We start from the raw sequence: 20,122 nt of genomic DNA, 5'->3' as shown, positions 1-20,122 counted from the left end.
ATGCTGGGCGATCAGATCACGCCTGGAAATTTCCGATGGAACGACCGCAAAAGGTCGCTTATCGCCTCTGGGCTGCGGCATTGCCAGGGCGGCCTTACGTCAAAAATGCCGAGCACATGCGCGGGCCGTGGCGCGAGCACGATGATGCGATCCGACAGCGCCAGGGCCTCGATCAGGTTGTGCGTCACCATCAGGGCGGTAGTAGGCCTGGCCGACCATACCGCAAGAAGCAGGTGCCGCAGCTGCTCGGCGGTCCGCCCATCGAGCGAGACGAAGGGCTCGTCCAGGAAAAGCACCGCCGGTTCGGTCGCGAAGGCCCTCGCAAGTGCTGCCCTTCGCGCAAGGCCAAGTGAAAGCTCCGCCGGATAGAGCGAGCGCATGCCGGCGAGACCGAGGGTGTCAAACAGCCCGTCGAGATTTTTCGTTCGCAGTTCTTTCGGCAACGCCAGCCTGACATTCTGCTCAACCGTCCGCCAGGGCAGCAGGGTGGGTTCCTGGAACACGGCGGCTATGCGGTTCGAGCCGCCTTCAGGCAGCTGAAAAGAGCCGGAAAACTGCCTGTCGAGCCCAAGCAGGATACGCAGCGCCGTGGTCTTGCCGCATCCCGATGGTCCGAGCAAACAAGCGAATTCGCCTTGCCGGACTTCGAAGGAAAGGTCTTTGAGCGCCGTGACCGAGACGCCTTGCGCGGATCTGAAGGTCTTTTCGGTAATGTCGACCCTAAGCGGGGCGACGGCGCCAACGGGTTGCATGTCGTTCAACGGGCTGCACCAGAAGAAGTTCGATGACAAGCATCACCGCCACGAACGCCAGCGTGTAGGCGAGAATGGCAGCGACTTCGAAAAGCTGGAAATAAAGATAGATCTGGAAGCCGACACCATTGGAGCGACCGAGCAGTTCGACCACCAGAACGATCTTCCAGATGAGGGCGATTCCCGAACGCGAGGCCGCAGCTAGATAGGGCTGCAACTGCGGCAGCAGGATATGGCGAACGCGATCGAGGGGACCGAATCGGTAGACAGCCGCCATTTCGGCGTAACTGGGGTCAAGCGCCCTGGCGCCCTCGCGAATGGTCACGACGACATTCGGGATCTTGTTCACGGCAACCGCGCCTATTGCCGCCACCTCGTTGAGGCCGAACCAGATGTAGGCCAGCACAATGACTACCAGCGCGGGGATGTTGAGGAACAGGATTATCCAGGGACTGAAGAACCGGTCCGCGCCACGGTAGCTGCCGAGGAGAACGCCGATGACAGATCCGAAAATCATCGCGACGACGTATGCCGCGGCAACCCGGCCGAGGGTTGCGCCGAGATGATAGAAAAGGTCGCCGGTCGCCGCCTCTCTCAGCAATACCTGCCAGACCTGTCCCGGACCCGGAAAGGCACGGTTCGGCCAGCCATTCGCCGCCAGGCCCCACAGCAGGCAAAGCCCGAGCAGGGAGGCCGTCACCGTCAACGCAGGTATCAGCATCGCTCGAGGGCCGGCACGGCTGGAAATGTCGGCCAAGTCGCCAGGCGTGCGATCGCCGGGCTCTGTCGCGGTCATTTCGCCGGCTCCTGCCAGAACGTGCCCGGCGCCATCTCCGGCACGCTGCCGACCAGCTTTTCGCCACCGATCCCGGCCAGCACATGATAGAGCCTGCCGGCATCGGCCGCTTCCTTGGCGACCGGCCGCCTGGGGATGCCCTCGCGATAGCGGTCGCGCAGCTTTGCCAGTTCCTTGCCTTCCCCGCGGACAACGGGCGCAAGCCGCTGCCATTCTTCGTCGGACCTAGCCAGCAGATCCTTGGCCCGCGCGGAAGCCTTGAGGAAGCCGCGGACGGCTTGCGGATTTTCGTCAGCCCATTTTTCGTGGAATACATAGCCAAGCGCGGACACCGGGCCCGACGCTCCGAGCGCCTTCTCGGCATCTTCGGCGCCGATCAGCCGGCGAAAGCCGTTCGCCTCGAGGCGGGCGCAAAAATGCCAGAAATTGAGCACCGCATCGAGTTCACCCTGAATCGCCTTTTCCGAAATCAGCGGCGGCGCGCCGAAGACGACGTCGCTGATCGCCGGCAGGTCGAGGCCGTGATCGCGTCTGGCCAGCGCCTGTATCAGCAGCCAGCTCTTATCGAGGGCCCCGCCGGCGACGCCGATCTTCTTTCCCTTGAGATCGGTGAGCGTGCGCATCGGCGATGCGTCCTTTACCATGATCGCCCCGACGGCCGTCGAATAGGGGGCCAATGTGACATCGCCGCCGTCCGAGCGCTGGCGCGAGACCCACAGCCAATCGGTCACGATCATGTCGATCGCACCGGCCAGTATCGCGACATTGGTCGCATCCTCGCCGGCGAAATAGATAACGTCCAGATCGATCCCGTTGGTCGCGTCGAACTTGTGGTCTTTCAGCGTTTCAAGCTCCCAGCTTACCGTACCGAACTTCAGCACGCCGATGCGAACCTTGGACGCGGCAGATGCGGCAATGGGGTGCGAGCCAAGCATCGCGGCCGTTGCAAAAGCCGCCAATCGGAGCGTTCCGCGCCGCGAAATCATCGTGTTTCCTCCCGCGACTGCAACAAACCAGGGGGGTCCGATCAGATCGCCCGGTCTTTCGTCGGGAAAGCGCATTTGCAGCGCCTGAGCTTGAAGGTCGGGTGTGCCTGCGACCATTTCGCGATTTGGCTGGGTGGCAGGACCATGCATTGGATCAGGGAGCCGCGGCTCCCGAAATAGAGAGAGGCTCGTCTCGGCAGTTGCCAGGATTGGCACTCAGGCAAACCGTCAGTATGAGGTCGACCATATTCATCCAGCACCTCTTGCGCGCATAGACGCCTGTTCTGGCGAAATCCTGCCCGCCCCATTGCCTGGGAAAATATCAGCCGGACAAACTCAGCCCGACCGGGTTCCCGAGGTGCCCATGGGATTCCAGAATGACCTGAAGCTACGCGTTCGCCAAAAGGCCGTCAACAAAGCCGAAAGGACAGTTGCTCTGGACCTTCGTACGGTTGACTTCGTCAAAGCAATGGCATGCAAATCATCCGGGGCTTTGTCGATCGATGAGGAACTGCCATGCGCGCTATCGCATTTTTCGCCGTCGTATCCTTGGCGACTTTCATCACGAACCAATCCCAAGCGCAGGATGCCGCGGCGGGTGAGAAGGTCTTCATGAAATGCAAGGTCTGTCACGTCGCGGACAAGGACCAGAACAAAGTCGGTCCGTCGTTGAACGGCGTCGTCGGCCGTACGGCCGGCACGCATCCGGGATTCAGCTATTCCCAAGCTATGGTTGCGGCCGGAAAATCTGGTGTGAAATGGGACGAGCCAACGCTGACGACCTATCTCCATGATCCAAAGGCCATGGTGAAAGGCACTAAGATGGCGTTTGCCGGCCTCAAGGACGACAAGGACGTGGCCAATGTCATCGCCTATCTCAAGCAATTCTCGAAGTAACGGCTTCGCCGCCAGTCGTTTTGCGAACGGTCGGCGAATATCTTCCTGGTCGATGCTGCGGGTCAATGCATGTCCCCCAAAAGTGCGTAGCAGTTTTGGGAGAACCACATGCATCAAAACAAAAAACTTGAAGCGCGTCGCCTCAATCTGTTTCGACGCGACGCGGCTTTAAGCGGCGGCACGCAGTCTCTGCATCGCGGCGGGCAGATCGAGCAGGCTGTCGCAGACAATATCTGCGCCAAGCTCCTCAACGGGGACCTGGGTGTAGCCGCCGCGCAGCAAAACGACGGGCATGCCGGCGGCGCGCGCGGCGCCAACGTCGCTGCTGCTGTCTCCCACCATCAGCGCGTCGGTGGGTTCGACCCCAAGCTGGTCGAGCGCCATCAGCAGAGAGTCGGGTGCCGGTTTCAGGTATATCACCGCGTCTCCGCCGACGATCGCGCCGAGATATTCAGTCAAGTGGAAATGCAGCAGGATTTCGCGGGTGGCCAATTGCGGCTTGTTGGTAACAACGCCAATGGCTATTCCGTTCAGGTGGAACCGGGTGAGAATCTCCCTGACGCCGGGCATCAGCCTCGTCAGCCCGGTCAGATGTCTGCGGTAGATCGGCGCCATGGCGCGGTTGGCCTCTTCGAGCGCGCTGGCGAGAAGCGGGGCTCCGGAAGCCGCGAAAGCCTGCTCTACCAACTTCCTGACGCCGCCACCGATCATTGCCTTGACCCGATCCACGTGCAGCGGCGGCAGGTCGTGGCCGGCCAACAGTTCGTTGACGGCCGCCGCTATGTCGGGCGCCGAATCGATCAGCGTGCCGTCAAGATCGAACAGGATCGCGCTCTTCGACCCAAACGGCCTGCTCGCGCCGACGTTCATGCGGCCTCCTTCCATTTGATCGAGCAGCCGATCGAAGCGATCTGGTCTAGCGGTCCGTCACAAGTTCGAGCGACCTGCTTCATCGCTTCGAATAGATCGCGCCTCAGGCCGGGTGGGCCGGCATCCCGTCGCGATGCGTCCAGCCGGCCACGATATTGCAGAGTCAACTCGCTGTTGAAGCCGAAGAAATCCGGGGTGCACACGGCTCCATAGGCGTGCGCCACCGCTTGCGACTCGTCGTGGAGATAGGGGAAGGCGAAAGCGTTCGCCCTGGCGAAGAGCTTCATGTTGTCGAAGGAATCGTCCGGATAGGCGTCCGCATCGTTGGGGTTGAGCGCGACAAAGCCCACCCCTTCGGCCTTGAGGTCGTCGGCGTCGCGCACGATGCGTGAGATCACCGCCTTCACATAGGGGCAGTGATTGCAGATGAAGGCGACGACCAGCCCGTTGGGGCCGGCTTGGCCGAAGATCGAATGCGATTTGCCGTCGGTGCCGGGCAAAACGGCATCGACGGCTTGCCAGCCGAAATCGCACACAGGTGGGATTGCCGCCATATCATCCTCCGAACCAAGCGGTTCACGCGGCTCGCCGGATCGCCCCGTCGGCGGCCTGTCTGATCGCGCCGATATTGGCGCGATAGGCAACCTCGGTGCCGCCCTTGAAGACGGCAGACCCGGCGACCAGTACATTGGCGCCGGCTGCGGTGACCAGGGGAGCTGTCTCAGGCGTGACCCCACCGTCGATCTGGATGTCGATGGGACGTTGGCCGACGAGCGCTTTGACACGCCTGACCTTGTCGATGACCGCTGAAATGAAGGCCTGGCCGCCGAAACCCGGATTGACCGTCATCAAAAGCACAAGATCGAGCCGGTCGAGAACATATTCTATGACGCTTTCCGGCGTCGACGGATTCAGCGACACGCCGGCCTTCTTGCCGAGACTCCTGATCGCCTGCAGCGAACGGTCGAGATGCGGCCCGGCCTCGGCATGCACCGTGATGATATCGCAACCGGCAGCGGCGAAAGCAGCGAGATAGGAATCGGCCGGCGCGATCATCAGATGACAGTCGAATACCTTATCCGTTCGATCGCGGATTGTCTTGATCACCGGCGGGCCGAAGGTGATGTTGGGAACGAAATGCCCATCCATCACGTCGAGATGAATCCAATCAGCGCCTGCCCGCGCGACCGCTTCGACCTCGTCGCCAAGCCGCGAGAAATCTGACGACAGAACGGAAGCGGCGATGATGGTCTTTGCGGTCATTTGCTTTCTCTTTCCGCTGGATCAACCGCGAACACCCGGCTGGCGGTAATGTCCTCGGCGGAGATCGTCGACAGCGTCTTTGCGTCGAGAGGTCCCTTGGCGCTCTCGAACAGGCGGCTGGCCTGCCTCAGCCGTGCCCGGTCGAGCGCGTTGCGGATCGAACGAGCATTGGCGAAATGCGGCTGCGCGCGGCGGCGTGCAACGTAGTCGGCCATTGCGGCGGTTGCCTTCGTATCAAACAGATAATTTTGCTGGTCGAGCATTTGTTCCGCGATCCTGAGAAGCTCGTCGTCGGAATAGTCGGGAAAGTCGATGTGGTGGGCAATGCGCGAGCGGAATCCCGGATTGCTTTCGAAGAAGCGCTCCATCCGCTGCACGTAGCCGGCGAGGATCACCACCAGGTCGTCGCGCTGGTTCTCCATCACCTGCAGCAGGATCTCGATCGCCTCCTGGCCGTAATCGCGTTCGTTCTCGGGGCGATAGAGGTAGTAGGCCTCGTCGATGAACAGCACGCCGCCCATCGCCTTCTTCAGGATCTCCTTGGTCTTCGGGGCGGTGTGGCCGATATACTGGCCGACCATGTCGTCCCGGGTAACCGAAACCAGATGGCCCTTGCGGATATAGCCCAGCCGATGCAGCAGGTCGGCCATTCGCAGCGCGACGGTCGTCTTGCCGGTGCCGGGATTGCCGGTGAAGCTCATATGCAGTGTCGGCGTTTCGTGGGCGAGGCCCATGCGGCGGCGCGCCCGCTCAACCAGCAGGAGCGCCGCCGTCTCGCGGATTCGTCTTTTGACCGGGGCAAGCCCGATCAGCTCACGGTCGAGCTCGGTCAGGATGTCCTTGACGCCGGAAGTTTCGAATTCCTCATGCAGGTCGATCGCCGCAGGGACGGCGTTTTGGGTCACTTCCGTTTCGGCAAAGGCTGGCGCCGACATGGCATTCTCCTCTTGTCCCGATGATCAGCCGTACCTCGTTCCAGCTGGCTTGTCGGCGGCATAGGGCTTGGTGGTGTACCGGATCATGCGGCCTGCGCTCTCCTGCCGCTCGAGCCGATAGCCGGGTTCCTCTACCGGGCGGTTGACGATGAAGGAGAGCTTGACCGATTCCCAGCCATGCGAGGAATCGAAGGCGACGACCCGGATATAGCGGTCGCCATAGAGCTTGCGGCATGCGTTCAGCTCCAGCATCAGCCCCGCCGCGTCGGGATTGTCGAACATCGGATGATCCCACATGTCCCAATAGGTGTTGCGCGGGTGCGGATCGTCGGTGAACTCGAGGCTGACAGCCCACCTGTTGTCGATGCAATACTGCACCTGCGCGCGGATCTGGCCGTCCGTCAGGTCGGGCAGGAAAGAAAAGGCCCCTTGGGTGATACGCATGACTGTTCTCCTTATTCGGCCGCCGTTGCCACAGGGACAAAGTCCGGCGTGTCGGTCGAGGCGTAGTTGAATGTCACGTCCTTCCAGACATCGAGCGCCTGTCGCAGCGGCAGGCATGACCGGGCGGCGTGCTCGAGGATGTCGGGCCCTTCCCGCAGGTAGTCGCGGCCCTCGTTGCGGGCGAAGATCATCGCTTCGAGAGCCACCCTGTTTGCGGTAGCGCCGGCCGCGATCCCCATCGGATGGCCGATAGTGCCGCCGCCGAACTGGAGCACGACGTCTTCGCCGAGCAGATCGATGAGCTGATGCATCTGGCCGGCATGGATGCCGCCCGATGCCACTGGCATCAGCTTGTTGAGCGATGCCCAGTGCTGGTCGAAGAAGATGCCGTTCTCCAGCTTCATCGGGTTATAGTTCCCGCGGCAGACGTCGTAGTAGCCCCTTGTCGTCGCGGGATCGCCTTCGAGCTTGCCGACGACGGTGCCGGCATGGATGTGGTCGACGCCGGCAAGCCGCATCCATTTGGCAATGACGCGGAAGGAGACGCCATGCGACTTCTGCCGTGTGTAGGTCGAATGGCCGGCGCGATGCAGGTGCAGGATCATATCGTGCCTGCGCGCCCATCTCGCCATTGACTGGATTGCCGTGTAGCCGATCACGAGGTCGATCATGACGATGTTGGAGCCGAGTTCCTTGGCGAAGTCGGCCCGTTCGTACATGTCCTCCATGGTAGCCGCGGTCACGTTGAGATAGGTCCCCTTGATCTCGCCCGTCTCTGCCTGTGCCTTGTTGACCGCCTCCATGCAGTAGAGAAAGCGCTCGCGCCAATGCATGAAGGGCTGCGAGTTGATGTTCTCGTCGTCCTTGGTGAAATCGAGCCCGCCTTTCAGCGCCTCGTAGACGACACGGCCGTAATTGCGGCCCGAAAGGCCGAGCTTCGGCTTGACGGTGGCGCCGAGCAGCGGGCGGCCGAACTTGTCGAGGCGCTCGCGCTCGACGACGATGCCGGTCGCCGGACCCTGGAAGGTCTTTACGTATGCGACAGGAAAACGTATGTCTTCCAGCCGCAATGCCTTCAACGGCTTGAAACCGAAGACGTTGCCGATGATCGACGCCGAAAGATTGGCGATCGAACCTGGCTCGAACAGGTCGAGGTCATAGGCGATGTAGGCAAAATATTGTCCGGGCGCGTTCGGTACCGGGTCGACCCGATAGGCCTTGGCGCGGTATTTTTCTGTCGCCGTCAACCGGTCTGTCCAGACCACCGTCCAGGTCGCGGTCGAGGATTCGCCGGCGACGGCTGCCGCGGCCTCAATGGGGTCGACGCCATCCTGCGGCGTGATCCTGAACACCGAGATTATGTCGGTATCCTTCGGCTCATAATCGGGCTCCCAATAGCCCATCTTCTTGTATGCCATGACACCGGATCTGTAGCGCTCCTTGCCGGTCACGGTTTCTGATCTGTTGGGCATGACGCTGGTCCTTTCCTTTTTTGGCGGACCGCCGCTCAGGCGGCTTTCGCGGTTGCGATTTGCGGGTCGAGTTTTCCCGCGGCGTAGCGTTTCGCCATCTCGTCCATGGCGATGACCTTGATCTTGGAGGCGTTGCCCGCGCTGCCGAAGCGTTCGAAACGATCGCCGCAAAGGTCGCTCAAGGCGTCCATTGCGGGTTTGAGGAATTTGCGCGGATCGAATTCGCCCGGATGCTGCGTCGCGACGCGACGGAATTGCCCGGCCATGGCCATGCGGCAATCGGTGTCGATGTTGACCTTGCGCACCCCGTGGCGGATGCCGCGCTCGATCTCCTCGACCGGAACGCCGAAGGTCTGGGGCATCTCGCCGCCGTAGGTGTTGATGATGTCCTGCAGTTCCTGCGGCACGGAGGACGAACCGTGCATGACCAGATGCGTGTTCGGCAGCTTCTCATGGATCGCCTCGATCACCTGCATGGCCAGAATGTCGCCATCCGGCTTGCGCGTGAACTTGTAGGCACCGTGGGAGGTGCCGCAGGCAATCGCCAGCGCATCGACGTGGGTGGCGATCACGAAGTCGACCGCCTGGTCGGGGTCCGTCAGGAGTTGGTCGTGCGATAGCGTGCCCTCTGCGCCGTGACCATCCTCGGCCTCGCCCTGGCCGGTTTCCAACGAGCCGAGGACGCCAAGCTCGCCTTCGACGGAAGCGCCGACCCAATGCGCCAGGCGCGCGACGCGTTCGGTGATGGCGACGTTGTAGTCATAGCTTGCCGGGGTCTTGGCGTCCGCCATCAACGACCCGTCCATCATCACCGAGGTGAAGCCGTGGCGGATCGCCGAAAGGCACGTGGCTTCGCTGTTGCCGTGATCCTGATGGATACACAGCGGAATGGCCGGATGGAGTTCTGTCAACGCCTCCATCATTTTGGCCAGCATGATGTCGTTGGCATAGGAGCGGGCGCCGCGCGAGGCCTGGAGAATTACCGGCGCGTCGCAGGCCCTGGCCGCTTCCATGACGGCGAGGCCCTGTTCCATGTTGTTGATGTTGAATGCAGGCACGCCGTAACCGTGCTCGGCGGCATGGTCGAGAAGCTGGCGAAGGGTGATGCGGGCCATTGTCGGTCCTCTTAGATGATGAGCTTCAGCGCCGCCGCAGCGACGGCTTCGGGTGTGATGTCGAAATGCCGGTAAAGGTCCGAGGCGGGAGCACTGGCGCCAAAGCCGGTCATGCCGACAAAGATGCCGATATCGCCGATCCAGCGGTCCCAACCGAGACGGGCGGCCGCCTCAACGGCGACGCGCGGCGCAGAGCCGAGGACCGACTTCCGGTAGTCGGGATCTTGTTCCTCGAACAGTTCCCAGCAAGGCATAGAGACGACCGCGGCGGCTATGCCGCGTTCGCTCTGCAACCTTTCGGCGGCGGCAACGGCGATCTCGATCTCCGAGCCGGTCGCGATCAGTGTCACCGCGCGGTGCGTGGATGGTTCGCGCAAGATGTAAGCGCCCCGCCTGGACAGGTTCTCGTGGCGGTGTGCCTGGCGCAGCATCGGCAGGTTCTGGCGCGAGAGCACAAGCACGCTCGGCCGCTTCCCGCTCTTCAGCGCCAGTTCCCAGCATTCCGCCGTCTCGATGATGTCGGCCGGACGGAAGACGTTGAGGTTCGGTGTCGCCCGCAACATCGCCAGGTGCTCGATCGGCTGATGGGTCGGGCCGTCCTCGCCAAGGCCGATGGAATCATGCGTCATCACATAGACGACACGCTGGCTCATGAGCGCCGAAAGCCGCATCGCGCCGCGAGCATAGTCGGCGAAGCACAAAAAGGTGCCGCCGTAGGGTACGAACCCTCCGTGCAGCGCGATGCCGTTCATGGCCGCGGCCATGCCGTGCTCGCGGATGCCGTAGTGAATGTAGCGGCCCGCATAACCACCTGGCACTATCCGATCCATGCCTTTGGTGATCGTCAGATTCGAATGCGTGAGATCGGCGGAGCCGCCGACCGTAAGCTCGGTTGCGCCGTTGATCGCGGTAAGCGCCATTTCGGAGGCCTTCCGCGTTGCAACTTTTGTTGCCTTCTGGACGTGCTCGCTGCGGAAGGCGCCAAGGGCCTCGAATACCGCGTCGGGCAATTTGCCGCCGATCGCGCGCTCGAAGGCCTTCCGCTTGGGCGAGGCGGCAAGCCGCCGCTCCCAGGCGCACCGCGCTGCTTGCCCGCGCTCGGCAATCTCGCGCCATGCGGAAAGGATATCGTCCGGCACCGCGAACGGTGCGTAGGCCCAGCCGATGTTTTGGCGCGTCGCGGCAATCTCCGCATCGCCTAGCGGCGCACCATGCGTCTTTTCCGAACCGCCCAGGTTGGGCGCACCCTTGCCGATGACCGTGCGGCAGGCGATCAGAGACGGCCGATCCGAGTGCCGCGCGGTCTCGATTGCCGCGGCGACGGCCTCCAAGTCGTGGCCGTCCACCGATTCGACAAGCCATCCGGCGGCCCTGAAACGGGCCGGCTGATCCATCGAAGTGGACAACGATGTCGGACCATCGATCGAGATCGCATTGTCATCCCAGAACACGACGAGGCGGGAGAGCTTCAGGTGACCGGCAAGGTCGATCGCCTCGTGACTGATGCCTTCCTGCAGGCAGCCGTCGCCAGCGATCACGTAGGTAAAATGGTCGACGAGGTCGGCGCCATGGCGGGCGGCAAGCATGCGCTCGGCCAGCGCCATACCGACGGCGGTCGAAATGCCTTGCCCGAGCGGACCGGTCGTCGTCTCGATGCCAAGTGCGTGACCATGCTCCGGATGTCCGGCGGTACGGCTGCCCAGCTGACGGAATCGCTGCAATTCCTCGATTGGCATGTCTTCGTAGCCGAGCAGATGGTGCAGCGCATATTGCAGCATCGAGCCATGCCCGGCCGAAAGCACGAAGCGGTCGCGGTCGGGCCAATCGGGCTTGGACGGATCGATGTTGACGAAGCGGCTGAACAGCACGGTCGCGACGTCGGCCATGCCCATCGGCATGCCTGGATGTCCGGAATTCGCTTTCTGGACGCTGTCCATCGCTAGCGCGCGAATGGCGTTTGCCATGTCGCGCTCCGAGATGGCGGCGGCGACAGATTTCAATGCTGCTTGGCTGTTCATGGCGTCCTCCTCACGACATACGGTTCTTGCGTTCCATCAATTGCAGGATGAGCGGAGTCAGGATCAGCTGCATGGCAAGGTCGAGCTTGTTGCCTGGCACCACGATGGAATTCGGCCGCGACATGAAGCTGTCGTGGATCATCGACAGCAGGTAAGGGAAATCGATGCCGCGAGGATTGGCGAAGCGGATGACAAGCATCGATTCGTCGGGGGTCGGAATCCAGCGCGCTATGAACGGGTTGGAGGTGTCGACGATCGGCACGCGCTGGAAGTTGATCGCGGTCTGCGAGAATTGCGGGACGATGTAGCGGACATAGTCCGGCATGCGGCGCAGGATCACGTCCATTACCGTCTCGGTGGAATAGCCGCGCGTAGCGCGGTCGCGATGGATCTTCTGGATCCATTCGAGATTTATGACCGGCACCACGCCAATCTTGAGGTCCGCATGCCTGGCCAGGTTGATCTTGTCGGTGACGACGCAGCCATGCAGGCCTTCGTAGAAGAGCAGGTCACTCGGAGCGAATTCGCGCCATTCGGTGAAAGTCCCCGGCGGTGTGCCGTATAGCTTCTCCTCGTCCTCGTCATGGACGTAGGTGCGGCTCCTTCCGGTTCCCCGGCGGCCATATTCCTCGAAAATCTCCTCGAGAATCTCCAACTCGTTGGCCTCGGCATGGAAGTGGGTGAAGTTCGGGTTGCCCGCCTTTTCCTTCTCGGCGACCTCGACCTTCATCGCCGCGCGGTCATAACGATGAAAGGCGTCGCCTTCGATGAAGGCTGCCTCGATGTTCTCGCGCCGGAAGATCAGCTCGAAGATGCGCTTGACCGAGGTTGTGCCGGCGCCCGACGACCCGGTGATGGTGATGATGGGATGCTTGGCTGACATGGTGTCGCTCAGGCTCTGAACAGGCCGCGGCGGCTGAACAGCGGCGCACGCTCGCCGATAGCGCTGGGTTCGGTGTGGTAGCGGGTGATGCGCGCGACTTCGCGCGCCGATCCAAAGACCACGGGTACGCGCTGGTGCAGGCTCTCGGGTTCGATTTCGAGGATGCGGGTGATCGTGTCGGTGGCAGCGCCGGCTGCCTGTTCGATCAGATAGGCGATCGGGTTGGCTTCATAGACGAGGCGCAGCCGTCCCTGTCGGTAACCCTTGCGCTGGTCGCCGGGATACAGAAACACGCCGCCACGCATCAATATGCGATAGCAGTCGGCGACAAGCGAGGCGATCCAGCGCATGTTGAAGTCCTTCTCCCGTGGGCCTTCGATGCCTTCCAGGCAGTCGTCGACATAGAGGCGCACGGCCTCGTCCCAATGGCGGTAGTTGGCGGCGTTGATGGCGAACTCCTGGGTCCGCTCGGGGATGATCCGGCTCTCGTAAGCTTGGACGAAGGTGCCCAACCTGGTCGAATGCACGAAGACATGCGTGCCGCTGCCGAGCGACAGAACGAGCGCCAGCTGCGGGCCGTAAATAAAGAACCCGGCGCCCAGCATGCTCACGCCTGCCTGCAAAAAGGAGGCGGCCGGAGAGGCGTCCGGCGCGCCAGTTGCAGGGAGGAGGGAAAAAATCGTCCCGACCGACACGTTGGTGTCGATATTGGAAGAGCCATCGAGCGGGTCGATGGCGATGGCGAGGGGGGCTTGGCTGTCGAGCAGGACTGGCTGCTCCAGCTCCTCGGAGGCATAGAGCGCGACCGGAGCGTGATGCATGGCGTCGAGGAAGATGTCGTCGGTGAAGACGTCGAGATCCGTCTGGACATCGCCGTTGGCATTGGCGCCGCGGGTCCCGGCAAAAGCGGCGCCGAGCACCCCTTGGTTGATGGCATTGCGGACCCTGGTGGCAGCCTGGGTAAGCTGACGGACGGTGGCCACGACCGCGGAGCGGCGTTCGTCCGGCGGGTCGCCGAGATAGGAGTTGAGAAAAGCGTCGAGCGTTGCCGCTGGCATCGCAACCTCCGGTCCGGCCCTTGTCTGCTCAGGGCCGGCTGCGAGAGATGAAACCAAACGATCCGTGATAAGTAAAATTCAATAACTTTACTTGACCAATAAAAATAATTTAGTATGCCTCATGAGAAACCTGACGCTTAAGCAATTCAAGACCGTGCAGGCAATCGTCAGCCTGGGGAAAATCGTCAGCGCGGCCAAGGTGTTAGGCCTTTCTCCTCCAGCGCTGACGATCCAGTTGCGACAAGTGGAGGAGGAGTTCCAGCTGGCCTTGTTCGACCGGACATCGGACGGCATGCGTCCCACCGCCGCGGGACTGGCTTTTGTCGAGGCGGCGCAGGCTATCGAGGACCGGCTCCGCCTGCTCGACGACGAGGTGGACGCCATCAAGGGCGTGCGCACCGGCAGGCTGAGCCTCGGCGTCGTTTCCACCGCCAAATATTTCGCGCCGCGGCTCATGGCCGGCTTCATGAAGGAGCATCCCGACATCGACATGCGGCTTGCCATCGGCAATCGCGCCGGAACGATCGATAGCCTGAAGAATCACGACATCGACATCGCACTGATGGGCCGTCCGCCCAAGGAAGTTTTGGTGCGCGCTTCGGTCTTCGGCGATCATCCGCTGGTTATCATCGCACCGCCCGAACACCCGCTGGCGTCGGCACGCGACATTTCCAAGGAAAGGATCGCCGAGGAGCATTTCCTTATTCGCGAGCCGGGCTCGGGCACGCGCATCTCGCTGGAGATATTCCTGGGTGACGTGCCCGGCCGGATCGACGATCTCGGCATCGAGATGGGGTCGAACGAGACTATCAAGCAAGCGGTGATGGCAGGTCTCGGCATCGCTTTCATCTCCGCCCACACAATTGCCGCGGAAACGGAAGCCGGCCGGCTCGTTATTCTCGACGTGATCGGCATGCCGATCCGCCGGCAATGGTTTTCGGTGATGCGCGCCGATCACGTGATCTCGCCGGCCCTGGCGACCTTCAACGATTTTCTGATGCGCAAGGGCGCAACGTACCTGCCCCTGTTCGGCAAATTGTATCCATACCCCGAAGCGAATGAAGCAGTACCGAGGCAACAAACGATGGCGCCCGGAAAACGACCGGGGTGAATCCCAATATCGGCCGTCGTGATCGTGCGAAAAGGCCCCGAGAAGGGCGTGAACAACGGTGGCCGCCGATGGTGGTCGGCCGGCTCGCATGTTATGTTGCTGCGTGGAAGGGCAGGGGCAGGCGCTTCACAAACGCAGCTAGACGGATGGGCAACCAACCCTGCAGGCAAATCGCTATGCGTCCCGGGCATGGGTTCGGGAGTTCGAAGGGAAGGGGCAATGCTTTATACAATCGTGATGATGGTCTGCATGACGGCGGTGCCGCAGATCTGCGAGCAACGCGAGGAAATGGCGGACGGCCTGGCCATGAATCCCGGAGTGGCCTTCATGCAGGCGCAGCCGCTGGTCGCCCATTGGCTGGAGACACATCCTGGCTATTTCGTGCAGCGTTGGCGTGTGCTGCCCGGCCGGGGAACCTGACGGGGCGCGTCTTCGAAGCAAGTGCTATTTCTTGGGGGCGAGCGTTTCCGAGACAGTCTTGGACAGCTGATAGAGCCGCTGCTCGATTATCGTGGGCACATCGCAGACATAAGTCAGCGATTGCGCACGCTCATTGAAGATTCGCGTCGCGAAATTCAGCTGGTCTGTCCGCCGCTCGACCTCGTCCTGATCCGTGTTGGGTTTTGCACGCAACACGTCGACTTCGGACGCTTCCTTGCGCAATTCGGCGGCCATTTCGAGCTGTCTGTGGGCGTAACGGGAAATGCCGGAAATCACGTGCGAACGCTCGGCGTCCATGTGGTCGAACATGCCCTGCTCGAGCATCGCCATTTTCGCCGCAAGCTGCCCGGCCGGCAGGGAGGACGCAAAATCCCTGATCTTCTTCTGTGCGTCTGCAATCGGCAGCCTGCGAGCTGCCACCTCCTCGACAAGGGCTGAGACCAGCCGGTCCTCCGACCAGTCCTTCGCCGCTGGTGGAAAGTCCGGTCCGTTCCAAACCTGGCCGAGCGAGAGTTGCGGCACCTTGCGCTGCACGCAGGGCCAGTCCGGATCGGCATTCGCGGCTATAGCGCTGGCGTGCGGTACGAGCATGGTAGCCGCAACCAGGCTGCGAGCGAGGCTCATCCGTTCCATCAACCGTTTCCTCCCGTGCCTTGTTTGCGGATCATCAGGCCGCGCGAAGGGTCATAAGCGATGATGGCGCCTCCCAGGAACAGCAGCGTGCAGCCGGCGACGACGCCCAGCGACACCCAGTCGACCTGCCCGTAGAAGGCGAAGCGGATAAGTTCGACGGCGTAGGTGAAAGGGTTGGCAAGGCAGAATTTGCAAAGAAGCGGGCTCGCTTCCTGGATGCGCCACAAGGGATAAAGCGCCGGAGAAGCGAAATAGCCGGGAAAGATGACGAAGTTCATGATGCCGGCGAAGTTTTCGAGCTGCTTGATCATCGAGGACAAAAGCATGCCGAGCGCACAAAGCATCATGCCTGACAGGAACAGGGCCGGCAGCACGAACAAATAGCCGAGCGGCGGCGCCTTGACGCCCCAGAACCAGGCAATGATCAGGAACGCGTAGACCTGCGCGATCGACACGGAAACACCGGCGAGCATCTTCGATAACAGCAGGTACCACCGGGGGAATGGACTGACCAGCAGGATGCGCATATTGCCCATCTCTCGGTCGTAGACCATCGACAGCGAAGACTGCATGCCTGAGAACAGCAGGATCATGCCGCACAAGCCTGGCGTGATGTAGACCTCATAGAGCACATAAGTCTTGTAGGGCGGGATGATCGAGACGCCGAGCACCTGCCGGAATCCGGCGGCAAAAATGAACAGCCAGACGAGCGGGCGAACCAGCGATGAGATGAAACGTTCGCGCTGGTGCAGGAAGCGCAGGCATTCCCGTACGACGACACCTTTGAGACAGATGAGATAGTGACGAAGGCCGAATGCGCCGGATGTCGCCGGCGTGACGGCGGCGACCTTTTCCGGCATTGCGGAAGCGCTCATGGCGAGATCTCCGCAACGCCGGCTGCTTCGCTGCGGCTGAGCCTCGAAAAGGCGTCGCGGATCGAACCAGCACCGCTTGCTTTGACGACGTCGGCCACCTTGCCCTTGGCGACCAGGTCACCCTGCCGCAGCACGATGACATGGTCGCCGTCATCAACCTCGTCGATCAGATGGGTGGCCCAAAGCACGCCGATGCCCTCGCTTTCGACCAAGTTCCGGATGGTGGCAAGAATGCCCGCGCGCGACTGGATGTCGAGACCAACCGTCGCCTCGTCGAGCAGCAGCAGGGGGGGACGGTGGAGCAGCGCCCTGGCGATCTCGATGCGCCGCATTTGGCCGCCGGAAAGGCTGCGAGCCTTGTCGTGCTGGCGGCCCCGCATGTCGACTGTCTCGATCAGCGCTGCAATGCGCTGCCGGGCTTCATGCCGTCCGATGCCGTGCAGCGAGGCGTGATAGGAAAGGTTCTGGTATACGCTCAGATCGAGGTCGAGCGTGCGTGCCTGGAACACGATACCGACACGTCTGAGCGCCTCGCCGGAAGCACGGCTGACGTCATGGCCGAAGATGCGGATCGATCCCCGGCGCGTGTCGTAAAGGTGGCTGATCAACGAGAACAGAGTTGTCTTGCCGGCACCATTGAGACCAAGCAGGGCGGTGAAAGTCGCCGGCGCGATCGAAAACGAGACGTCGTTGAGCGCCCGCTTCGGACCATAGGAATGGCAGACGCCGGCGACGTCGAGCGCCGCTACCTCATCTCCGTCTTGCCCCGCCCTGACATGCTGCATGGATGGCTCCTTCAGGATGTTTGCATAGCGCGCTCGACGTCGCCGGCGTCAGTCTTCCGGCTGCTTTCATTGGGGCGATATGACCACGCCCCAGGGCTGCTGGCCGACGGTGACCGACTGAACCGGTTCGTCGGTCGCTGTGTCGATGAAAGTGATGTCGTTGGAATTGCCGTTTGTGGTGATCAGTGTTTTCTGATCGGGGGTGAAGTCCAGATGCCAGACGCGCTGGCCGACGAGGATGTACTTTTCCACGCCGTAGCTTTCGGTGTTGATCACCGCGACATGGTTCGCCGGGCCGAGCGCGACATAGGCCTTCTTGCCGTCGGCGCTGATGGCGATGCCTACCGGCTGAATAGTTTCGGCCCGTAACCCCGGAATCGCGAACTTGATCTTTTTCACGACCTCGCGCCTGGCGTTATCGATGACGCTGACGGTGCCGCCGACCTCGGCACTGACCCAGATCTGCGATCCGTCGGGCGTGAACGCAGCGAAGCGCGGGCGCGTGTCAACCAGCACGTTGTCGGTCACGTCATGGCTCTCGGTGTCGATGAAATGCGCCATGCTGGTGGTCTCTGAGGTGTTGACCATGGTCTTGCCGTCGGGGCTGACGGCCATGCCCTCCGGCTCCACACCAACCGGAATCTCGGTCTTTATTTCCTTGCTGTCGACGTCGATCGCGGTGACCAGATTGTCGTTTTCGTTGGCGACGTAGAGCGTCTTGCCGTCGGGCGAAAGCACGAACAATTCGGGATCGTCGCCGGAGGGCAGCGTGCCGACGACCTGCAGCGTCGCGGTGTCGATGATTTGGATTGCGTTGTCGTCGCTGGCGCACAAGTAGATGAACTTGCCGTCGTGCGAGATGGTGACGCCGCGCGGTCTCTGGCCGACGTCGACCGTCTTGACAACCTGCATGGTTGCCGTATCGACGACAGTCATCGTATTGTCCTTCTCATTGGAGACATAGGCCGTGTAGGCCGATGCCGAGCCGGCCATGAGGCCGAATGCGACAATGGCGAATACGCAAGCTCGGCTCTGCACGAATTCCTCCCGATTGGCGCTACTTGAGAACGCATTTCGTTTCCGGTTGATCGATGCCGAGGGTGTCGAGCTCGGAGACCTGATGGAGATAGCCCTCCTGGGGAGATGTCGAAACGACCGATTTGGCATCGCCAAGCAGGATCGGCTGGCGAAGCTGGAGGTTCCATTTGCGGAAGGTCAGCTTCTGTCCCTTGAAGGCGGCGACCGAGAAATCGTCCGAGCGGATATAATCGCTGATCTTTTTCGGATCGTCGCCATTGGTGCGCGTGGTGGCTTCGCCGATGGCACGCACGGCCGTCCAGGCCGACATGTCCTTGGACAGCATTCGCCGACCTGTCGTCCTCAGGAAGCGACTTTGCATCTGGATGCCGCCCCACTGCTCACTCGCGGGATGCCATGATGATGCCACGATACCGGCCGTGCCCGCGACCAGCCTCGACGTCCAGGTGCGGTACGGTACGTAGGTCCCGAACACCTCGCTTTCATCGGCCACAAGCAGCACGTCATGCTCCGGGAGGTCTTGCGTGAATACCGAGATCTGCTGCTGTATCTGCGTGGCTCCGGTATCGGTGCGGCGCGCCGTGCCGGTGTCCTTGAATTCCTTCTCCGCGACGATCTGGCCACCGAAGCGGGCTGCCGCGCGGCGCAACGCGTCCGCATAGAGGTGGTCCTGCTCATGCGAACCGTAAAGCAGCACCCAGTTCGGCCATTTCTTCACCATGAGATACTGCGCCAGCGCGTCGGCGAGCATGCTTCGCGTCGGCGCGATGTGGAAGACATTTACGCGGCAGTCCTCTTCGCGCAGGCTATCGTCGGGGGCGCCGACGTTGAAGATCAGCACGCCCTTGTCGCGGGCGATGTCGGCGATCGACAGTAATTGTTTGGCCGAGACGTCCGCAACCACGTAGCGGTCGCCCTTGGCGACCAGGTCGTCGAATGCCTGAACCGCGTCCGATTCCGGGCTTATCTCGGTAACGTCGAGGCTGAATTTCTGATTGACGAACTTCCCGGTCGTATTGTTGTCGCCGATAGCGACATTGGCACCGGCGAGACCTTCGTCACGCGGCGGCACGTCGAGCAGCGAAAGCATCAGTCGCGGCGCGTAGGCCCGCAAATAGCCTATCTTGATTTCGGTTATCTTTGCGTCCGGCTTGATCGCGCCCGCCCGCTGCAAAGTCACTTGCTGGCCCAACGCACCAGCGGTTAGGGACAGAAAGCACAAAAGGGCCGCCAAGGTGCCCGGCACCGCACTTGTCATCGACAAATTACCACTTCTTGCGCTTACTCGATCGTTGCCGAGCGAAGCCAAGGTGCCCCAGGTGAGCTTAGTGAACCTGCGGGATTTATCAACCTTTTGAGCAGGCGTTCTGGCTCTGCTTTAGTCCTACTCCCGCGGCAATGAGGTAGCCGTCAGGGCTTCCCCGGAACTGTCGGAAAGTTCCGAACTGATCAGCATCGTGTCCATAACGCGGCTGCCTTGAGGCGGGTGAGGTGGAGGACCTTGGTAGAATAGACTTATGAGGTGGATCGTTGGATTATTACGATCTTACGGCAACCTGGAAACGGACATTTTGTATTGCGAGGCAGGCCGCAAACCCGCCGGAACATGAAATTCTTCGACTGCCTTGGGAGGAATGCCTGATGAAAACGCGTGCCGCAGTCGCAGTCGCCGCCGGAAAGCCGTTGGAGATCATGGAGGTCGACCTCGACGGTCCGCGCGAGGGCGAGGTGCTGGTCGAGATCAAGGCGA

General features: G+C 61.7%; 21 protein-coding genes. 3 read left to right on the top strand and 18 right to left on the bottom strand.

Features of this window, described 5'->3' with window-relative positions:
* Window positions 1-11: 11 nt before the first annotated feature.
* From NKG99_RS32005 to NKG99_RS31995, 3 genes are read right to left on the bottom strand one after another with little or no spacing between them, the layout of a single operon-like run.
* Window positions 12-752, bottom strand: coding sequence for an ABC transporter ATP-binding protein (locus tag NKG99_RS32005; RefSeq protein WP_352873277.1), 741 nt, complete (start codon window positions 750-752; stop codon window positions 12-14).
* The gene (locus NKG99_RS32000; RefSeq protein ID WP_502911063.1) at window positions 721-1,548 is read right to left on the bottom strand and encodes an ABC transporter permease; all 828 of its coding nucleotides are present in this window, start codon (window positions 1,546-1,548) and stop codon (window positions 721-723) included. Before NKG99_RS32000 ends, NKG99_RS32005 begins: the two co-directional genes overlap by 32 nt.
* On the bottom strand, window positions 1,545-2,507 hold the full coding sequence (locus NKG99_RS31995) for an ABC transporter substrate-binding protein (protein WP_352873261.1): 963 nt from the start codon (window positions 2,505-2,507) through the stop codon (window positions 1,545-1,547). Before NKG99_RS31995 ends, NKG99_RS32000 begins: the two co-directional genes overlap by 4 nt.
* A gap of 543 nt (window positions 2,508-3,050) precedes the next feature.
* On the opposite strand from NKG99_RS31995, the gene NKG99_RS31990 reads away from it, so the two are divergent.
* Window positions 3,051-3,431, top strand: coding sequence for a c-type cytochrome (locus tag NKG99_RS31990; RefSeq protein WP_352873260.1), 381 nt, complete (start codon window positions 3,051-3,053; stop codon window positions 3,429-3,431).
* Between the two features lie 168 nt (window positions 3,432-3,599).
* Here NKG99_RS31990 and gph read toward each other — a convergent pair whose 3' ends face one another.
* Genes gph through NKG99_RS31940 form a run of 10 tightly spaced genes read right to left on the bottom strand, consistent with a single transcriptional unit; the run spans window position 3,600 to window position 13,489 of the window.
* Window positions 3,600-4,301 (bottom strand): phosphoglycolate phosphatase, encoded by a 702-nt coding sequence (gene gph, locus NKG99_RS31985; protein ID WP_352873258.1) that lies wholly within the window; start codon window positions 4,299-4,301, stop codon window positions 3,600-3,602.
* The gene (locus NKG99_RS31980; RefSeq protein WP_352873256.1) at window positions 4,298-4,855 is read right to left on the bottom strand and encodes a thioredoxin family protein; all 558 of its coding nucleotides are present in this window, start codon (window positions 4,853-4,855) and stop codon (window positions 4,298-4,300) included. The genes gph and NKG99_RS31980 overlap by 4 nt, the downstream gene beginning before the upstream one ends.
* Window positions 4,856-4,877: 22 nt before the next feature.
* Window positions 4,878-5,564 (bottom strand): ribulose-phosphate 3-epimerase, encoded by a 687-nt coding sequence (gene rpe, locus NKG99_RS31975; protein ID WP_352873254.1) that lies wholly within the window; start codon window positions 5,562-5,564, stop codon window positions 4,878-4,880.
* Window positions 5,561-6,499 carry a CbbX protein gene (gene cbbX, locus NKG99_RS31970; protein WP_352873253.1) on the bottom strand — a complete coding sequence of 313 codons (939 nt, stop codon included), beginning with the start codon at window positions 6,497-6,499 and terminating at the stop codon, window positions 5,561-5,563. Before cbbX ends, rpe begins: the two co-directional genes overlap by 4 nt.
* Before the next feature lie 24 nt (window positions 6,500-6,523).
* On the bottom strand, window positions 6,524-6,943 hold the full coding sequence (locus NKG99_RS31965) for a ribulose bisphosphate carboxylase small subunit (RefSeq protein ID WP_352873251.1): 420 nt from the start codon (window positions 6,941-6,943) through the stop codon (window positions 6,524-6,526).
* Between the two features lie 11 nt (window positions 6,944-6,954).
* Window positions 6,955-8,415, bottom strand: a complete 1,461-nt coding sequence (locus NKG99_RS31960) for a form I ribulose bisphosphate carboxylase large subunit (RefSeq protein WP_352873250.1) — start codon at window positions 8,413-8,415, stop codon at window positions 6,955-6,957.
* A 35-nt stretch (window positions 8,416-8,450) separates the two neighbouring features.
* Window positions 8,451-9,530 (bottom strand): class II fructose-bisphosphate aldolase, encoded by a 1,080-nt coding sequence (gene fba / locus NKG99_RS31955; protein ID WP_352873249.1) that lies wholly within the window; start codon window positions 9,528-9,530, stop codon window positions 8,451-8,453.
* An 11-nt stretch (window positions 9,531-9,541) separates the two neighbouring features.
* Complete coding sequence (tkt, locus tag NKG99_RS31950) at window positions 9,542-11,548, bottom strand: transketolase (protein WP_352873247.1); 2,007 nt, start codon at window positions 11,546-11,548, stop codon at window positions 9,542-9,544.
* Window positions 11,549-11,558: 10 nt separating this feature from the next.
* Window positions 11,559-12,431 (bottom strand): phosphoribulokinase, encoded by an 873-nt coding sequence (locus tag NKG99_RS31945; protein WP_352873245.1) that lies wholly within the window; start codon window positions 12,429-12,431, stop codon window positions 11,559-11,561.
* Between the two features lie 8 nt (window positions 12,432-12,439).
* The gene (locus NKG99_RS31940; protein ID WP_352873243.1) at window positions 12,440-13,489 is read right to left on the bottom strand and encodes a class 1 fructose-bisphosphatase; all 1,050 of its coding nucleotides are present in this window, start codon (window positions 13,487-13,489) and stop codon (window positions 12,440-12,442) included.
* Window positions 13,490-13,610: 121 nt separating this feature from the next.
* Between NKG99_RS31940 and NKG99_RS31935 the strand changes: the two genes are divergently transcribed.
* Together NKG99_RS31935 and NKG99_RS31930 are read left to right on the top strand one after the other, a co-directional pair.
* Window positions 13,611-14,600, top strand: coding sequence for a LysR family transcriptional regulator (locus NKG99_RS31935; protein WP_352873242.1), 990 nt, complete (start codon window positions 13,611-13,613; stop codon window positions 14,598-14,600).
* A 219-nt stretch (window positions 14,601-14,819) separates the two neighbouring features.
* A complete protein-coding gene (locus tag NKG99_RS31930; protein ID WP_352873240.1) occupies window positions 14,820-15,020 on the top strand; it encodes a hypothetical protein in 201 nt (66 codons plus the stop codon).
* Window positions 15,021-15,044: 24 nt separating this feature from the next.
* On the opposite strand, the gene NKG99_RS31925 is transcribed toward NKG99_RS31930, so the two are convergent.
* The 5 genes from NKG99_RS31925 to NKG99_RS31905 all read right to left on the bottom strand — a co-directional run bounded on the left by NKG99_RS31925 (window position 15,045) and on the right by NKG99_RS31905 (window position 19,630).
* Window positions 15,045-15,674 (bottom strand): hypothetical protein, encoded by a 630-nt coding sequence (locus NKG99_RS31925; RefSeq protein ID WP_352873238.1) that lies wholly within the window; start codon window positions 15,672-15,674, stop codon window positions 15,045-15,047.
* Window positions 15,674-16,549, bottom strand: coding sequence for an ABC transporter permease (locus NKG99_RS31920; RefSeq protein ID WP_502913106.1), 876 nt, complete (start codon window positions 16,547-16,549; stop codon window positions 15,674-15,676). Before NKG99_RS31920 ends, NKG99_RS31925 begins: the two co-directional genes overlap by 1 nt.
* Complete coding sequence (locus NKG99_RS31915) at window positions 16,546-17,334, bottom strand: lanthanide ABC transporter ATP-binding protein PedB/LutE (protein ID WP_352873236.1); 789 nt, start codon at window positions 17,332-17,334, stop codon at window positions 16,546-16,548. Before NKG99_RS31915 ends, NKG99_RS31920 begins: the two co-directional genes overlap by 4 nt.
* A gap of 66 nt (window positions 17,335-17,400) precedes the next feature.
* A complete protein-coding gene (locus tag NKG99_RS31910; RefSeq protein WP_502911067.1) occupies window positions 17,401-18,327 on the bottom strand; it encodes a PQQ-dependent catabolism-associated beta-propeller protein in 927 nt (308 codons plus the stop codon).
* A 64-nt stretch (window positions 18,328-18,391) separates the two neighbouring features.
* Window positions 18,392-19,630, bottom strand: a complete 1,239-nt coding sequence (locus tag NKG99_RS31905; protein WP_352873233.1) for a lanthanide ABC transporter ABC transporter substrate-binding protein PedA1 — start codon at window positions 19,628-19,630, stop codon at window positions 18,392-18,394.
* Window positions 19,631-20,122 lie beyond the last annotated feature (492 nt).

Source organism: Mesorhizobium sp. M1409, from assembly GCF_040317535.1.
In the GTDB taxonomy this organism is placed as follows: Bacteria; Pseudomonadota; Alphaproteobacteria; order Rhizobiales; family Rhizobiaceae; genus Mesorhizobium.
Note: the sequence above shows the minus strand (reverse complement) of the source record. Positions and strands in the feature narration are given on the sequence as shown.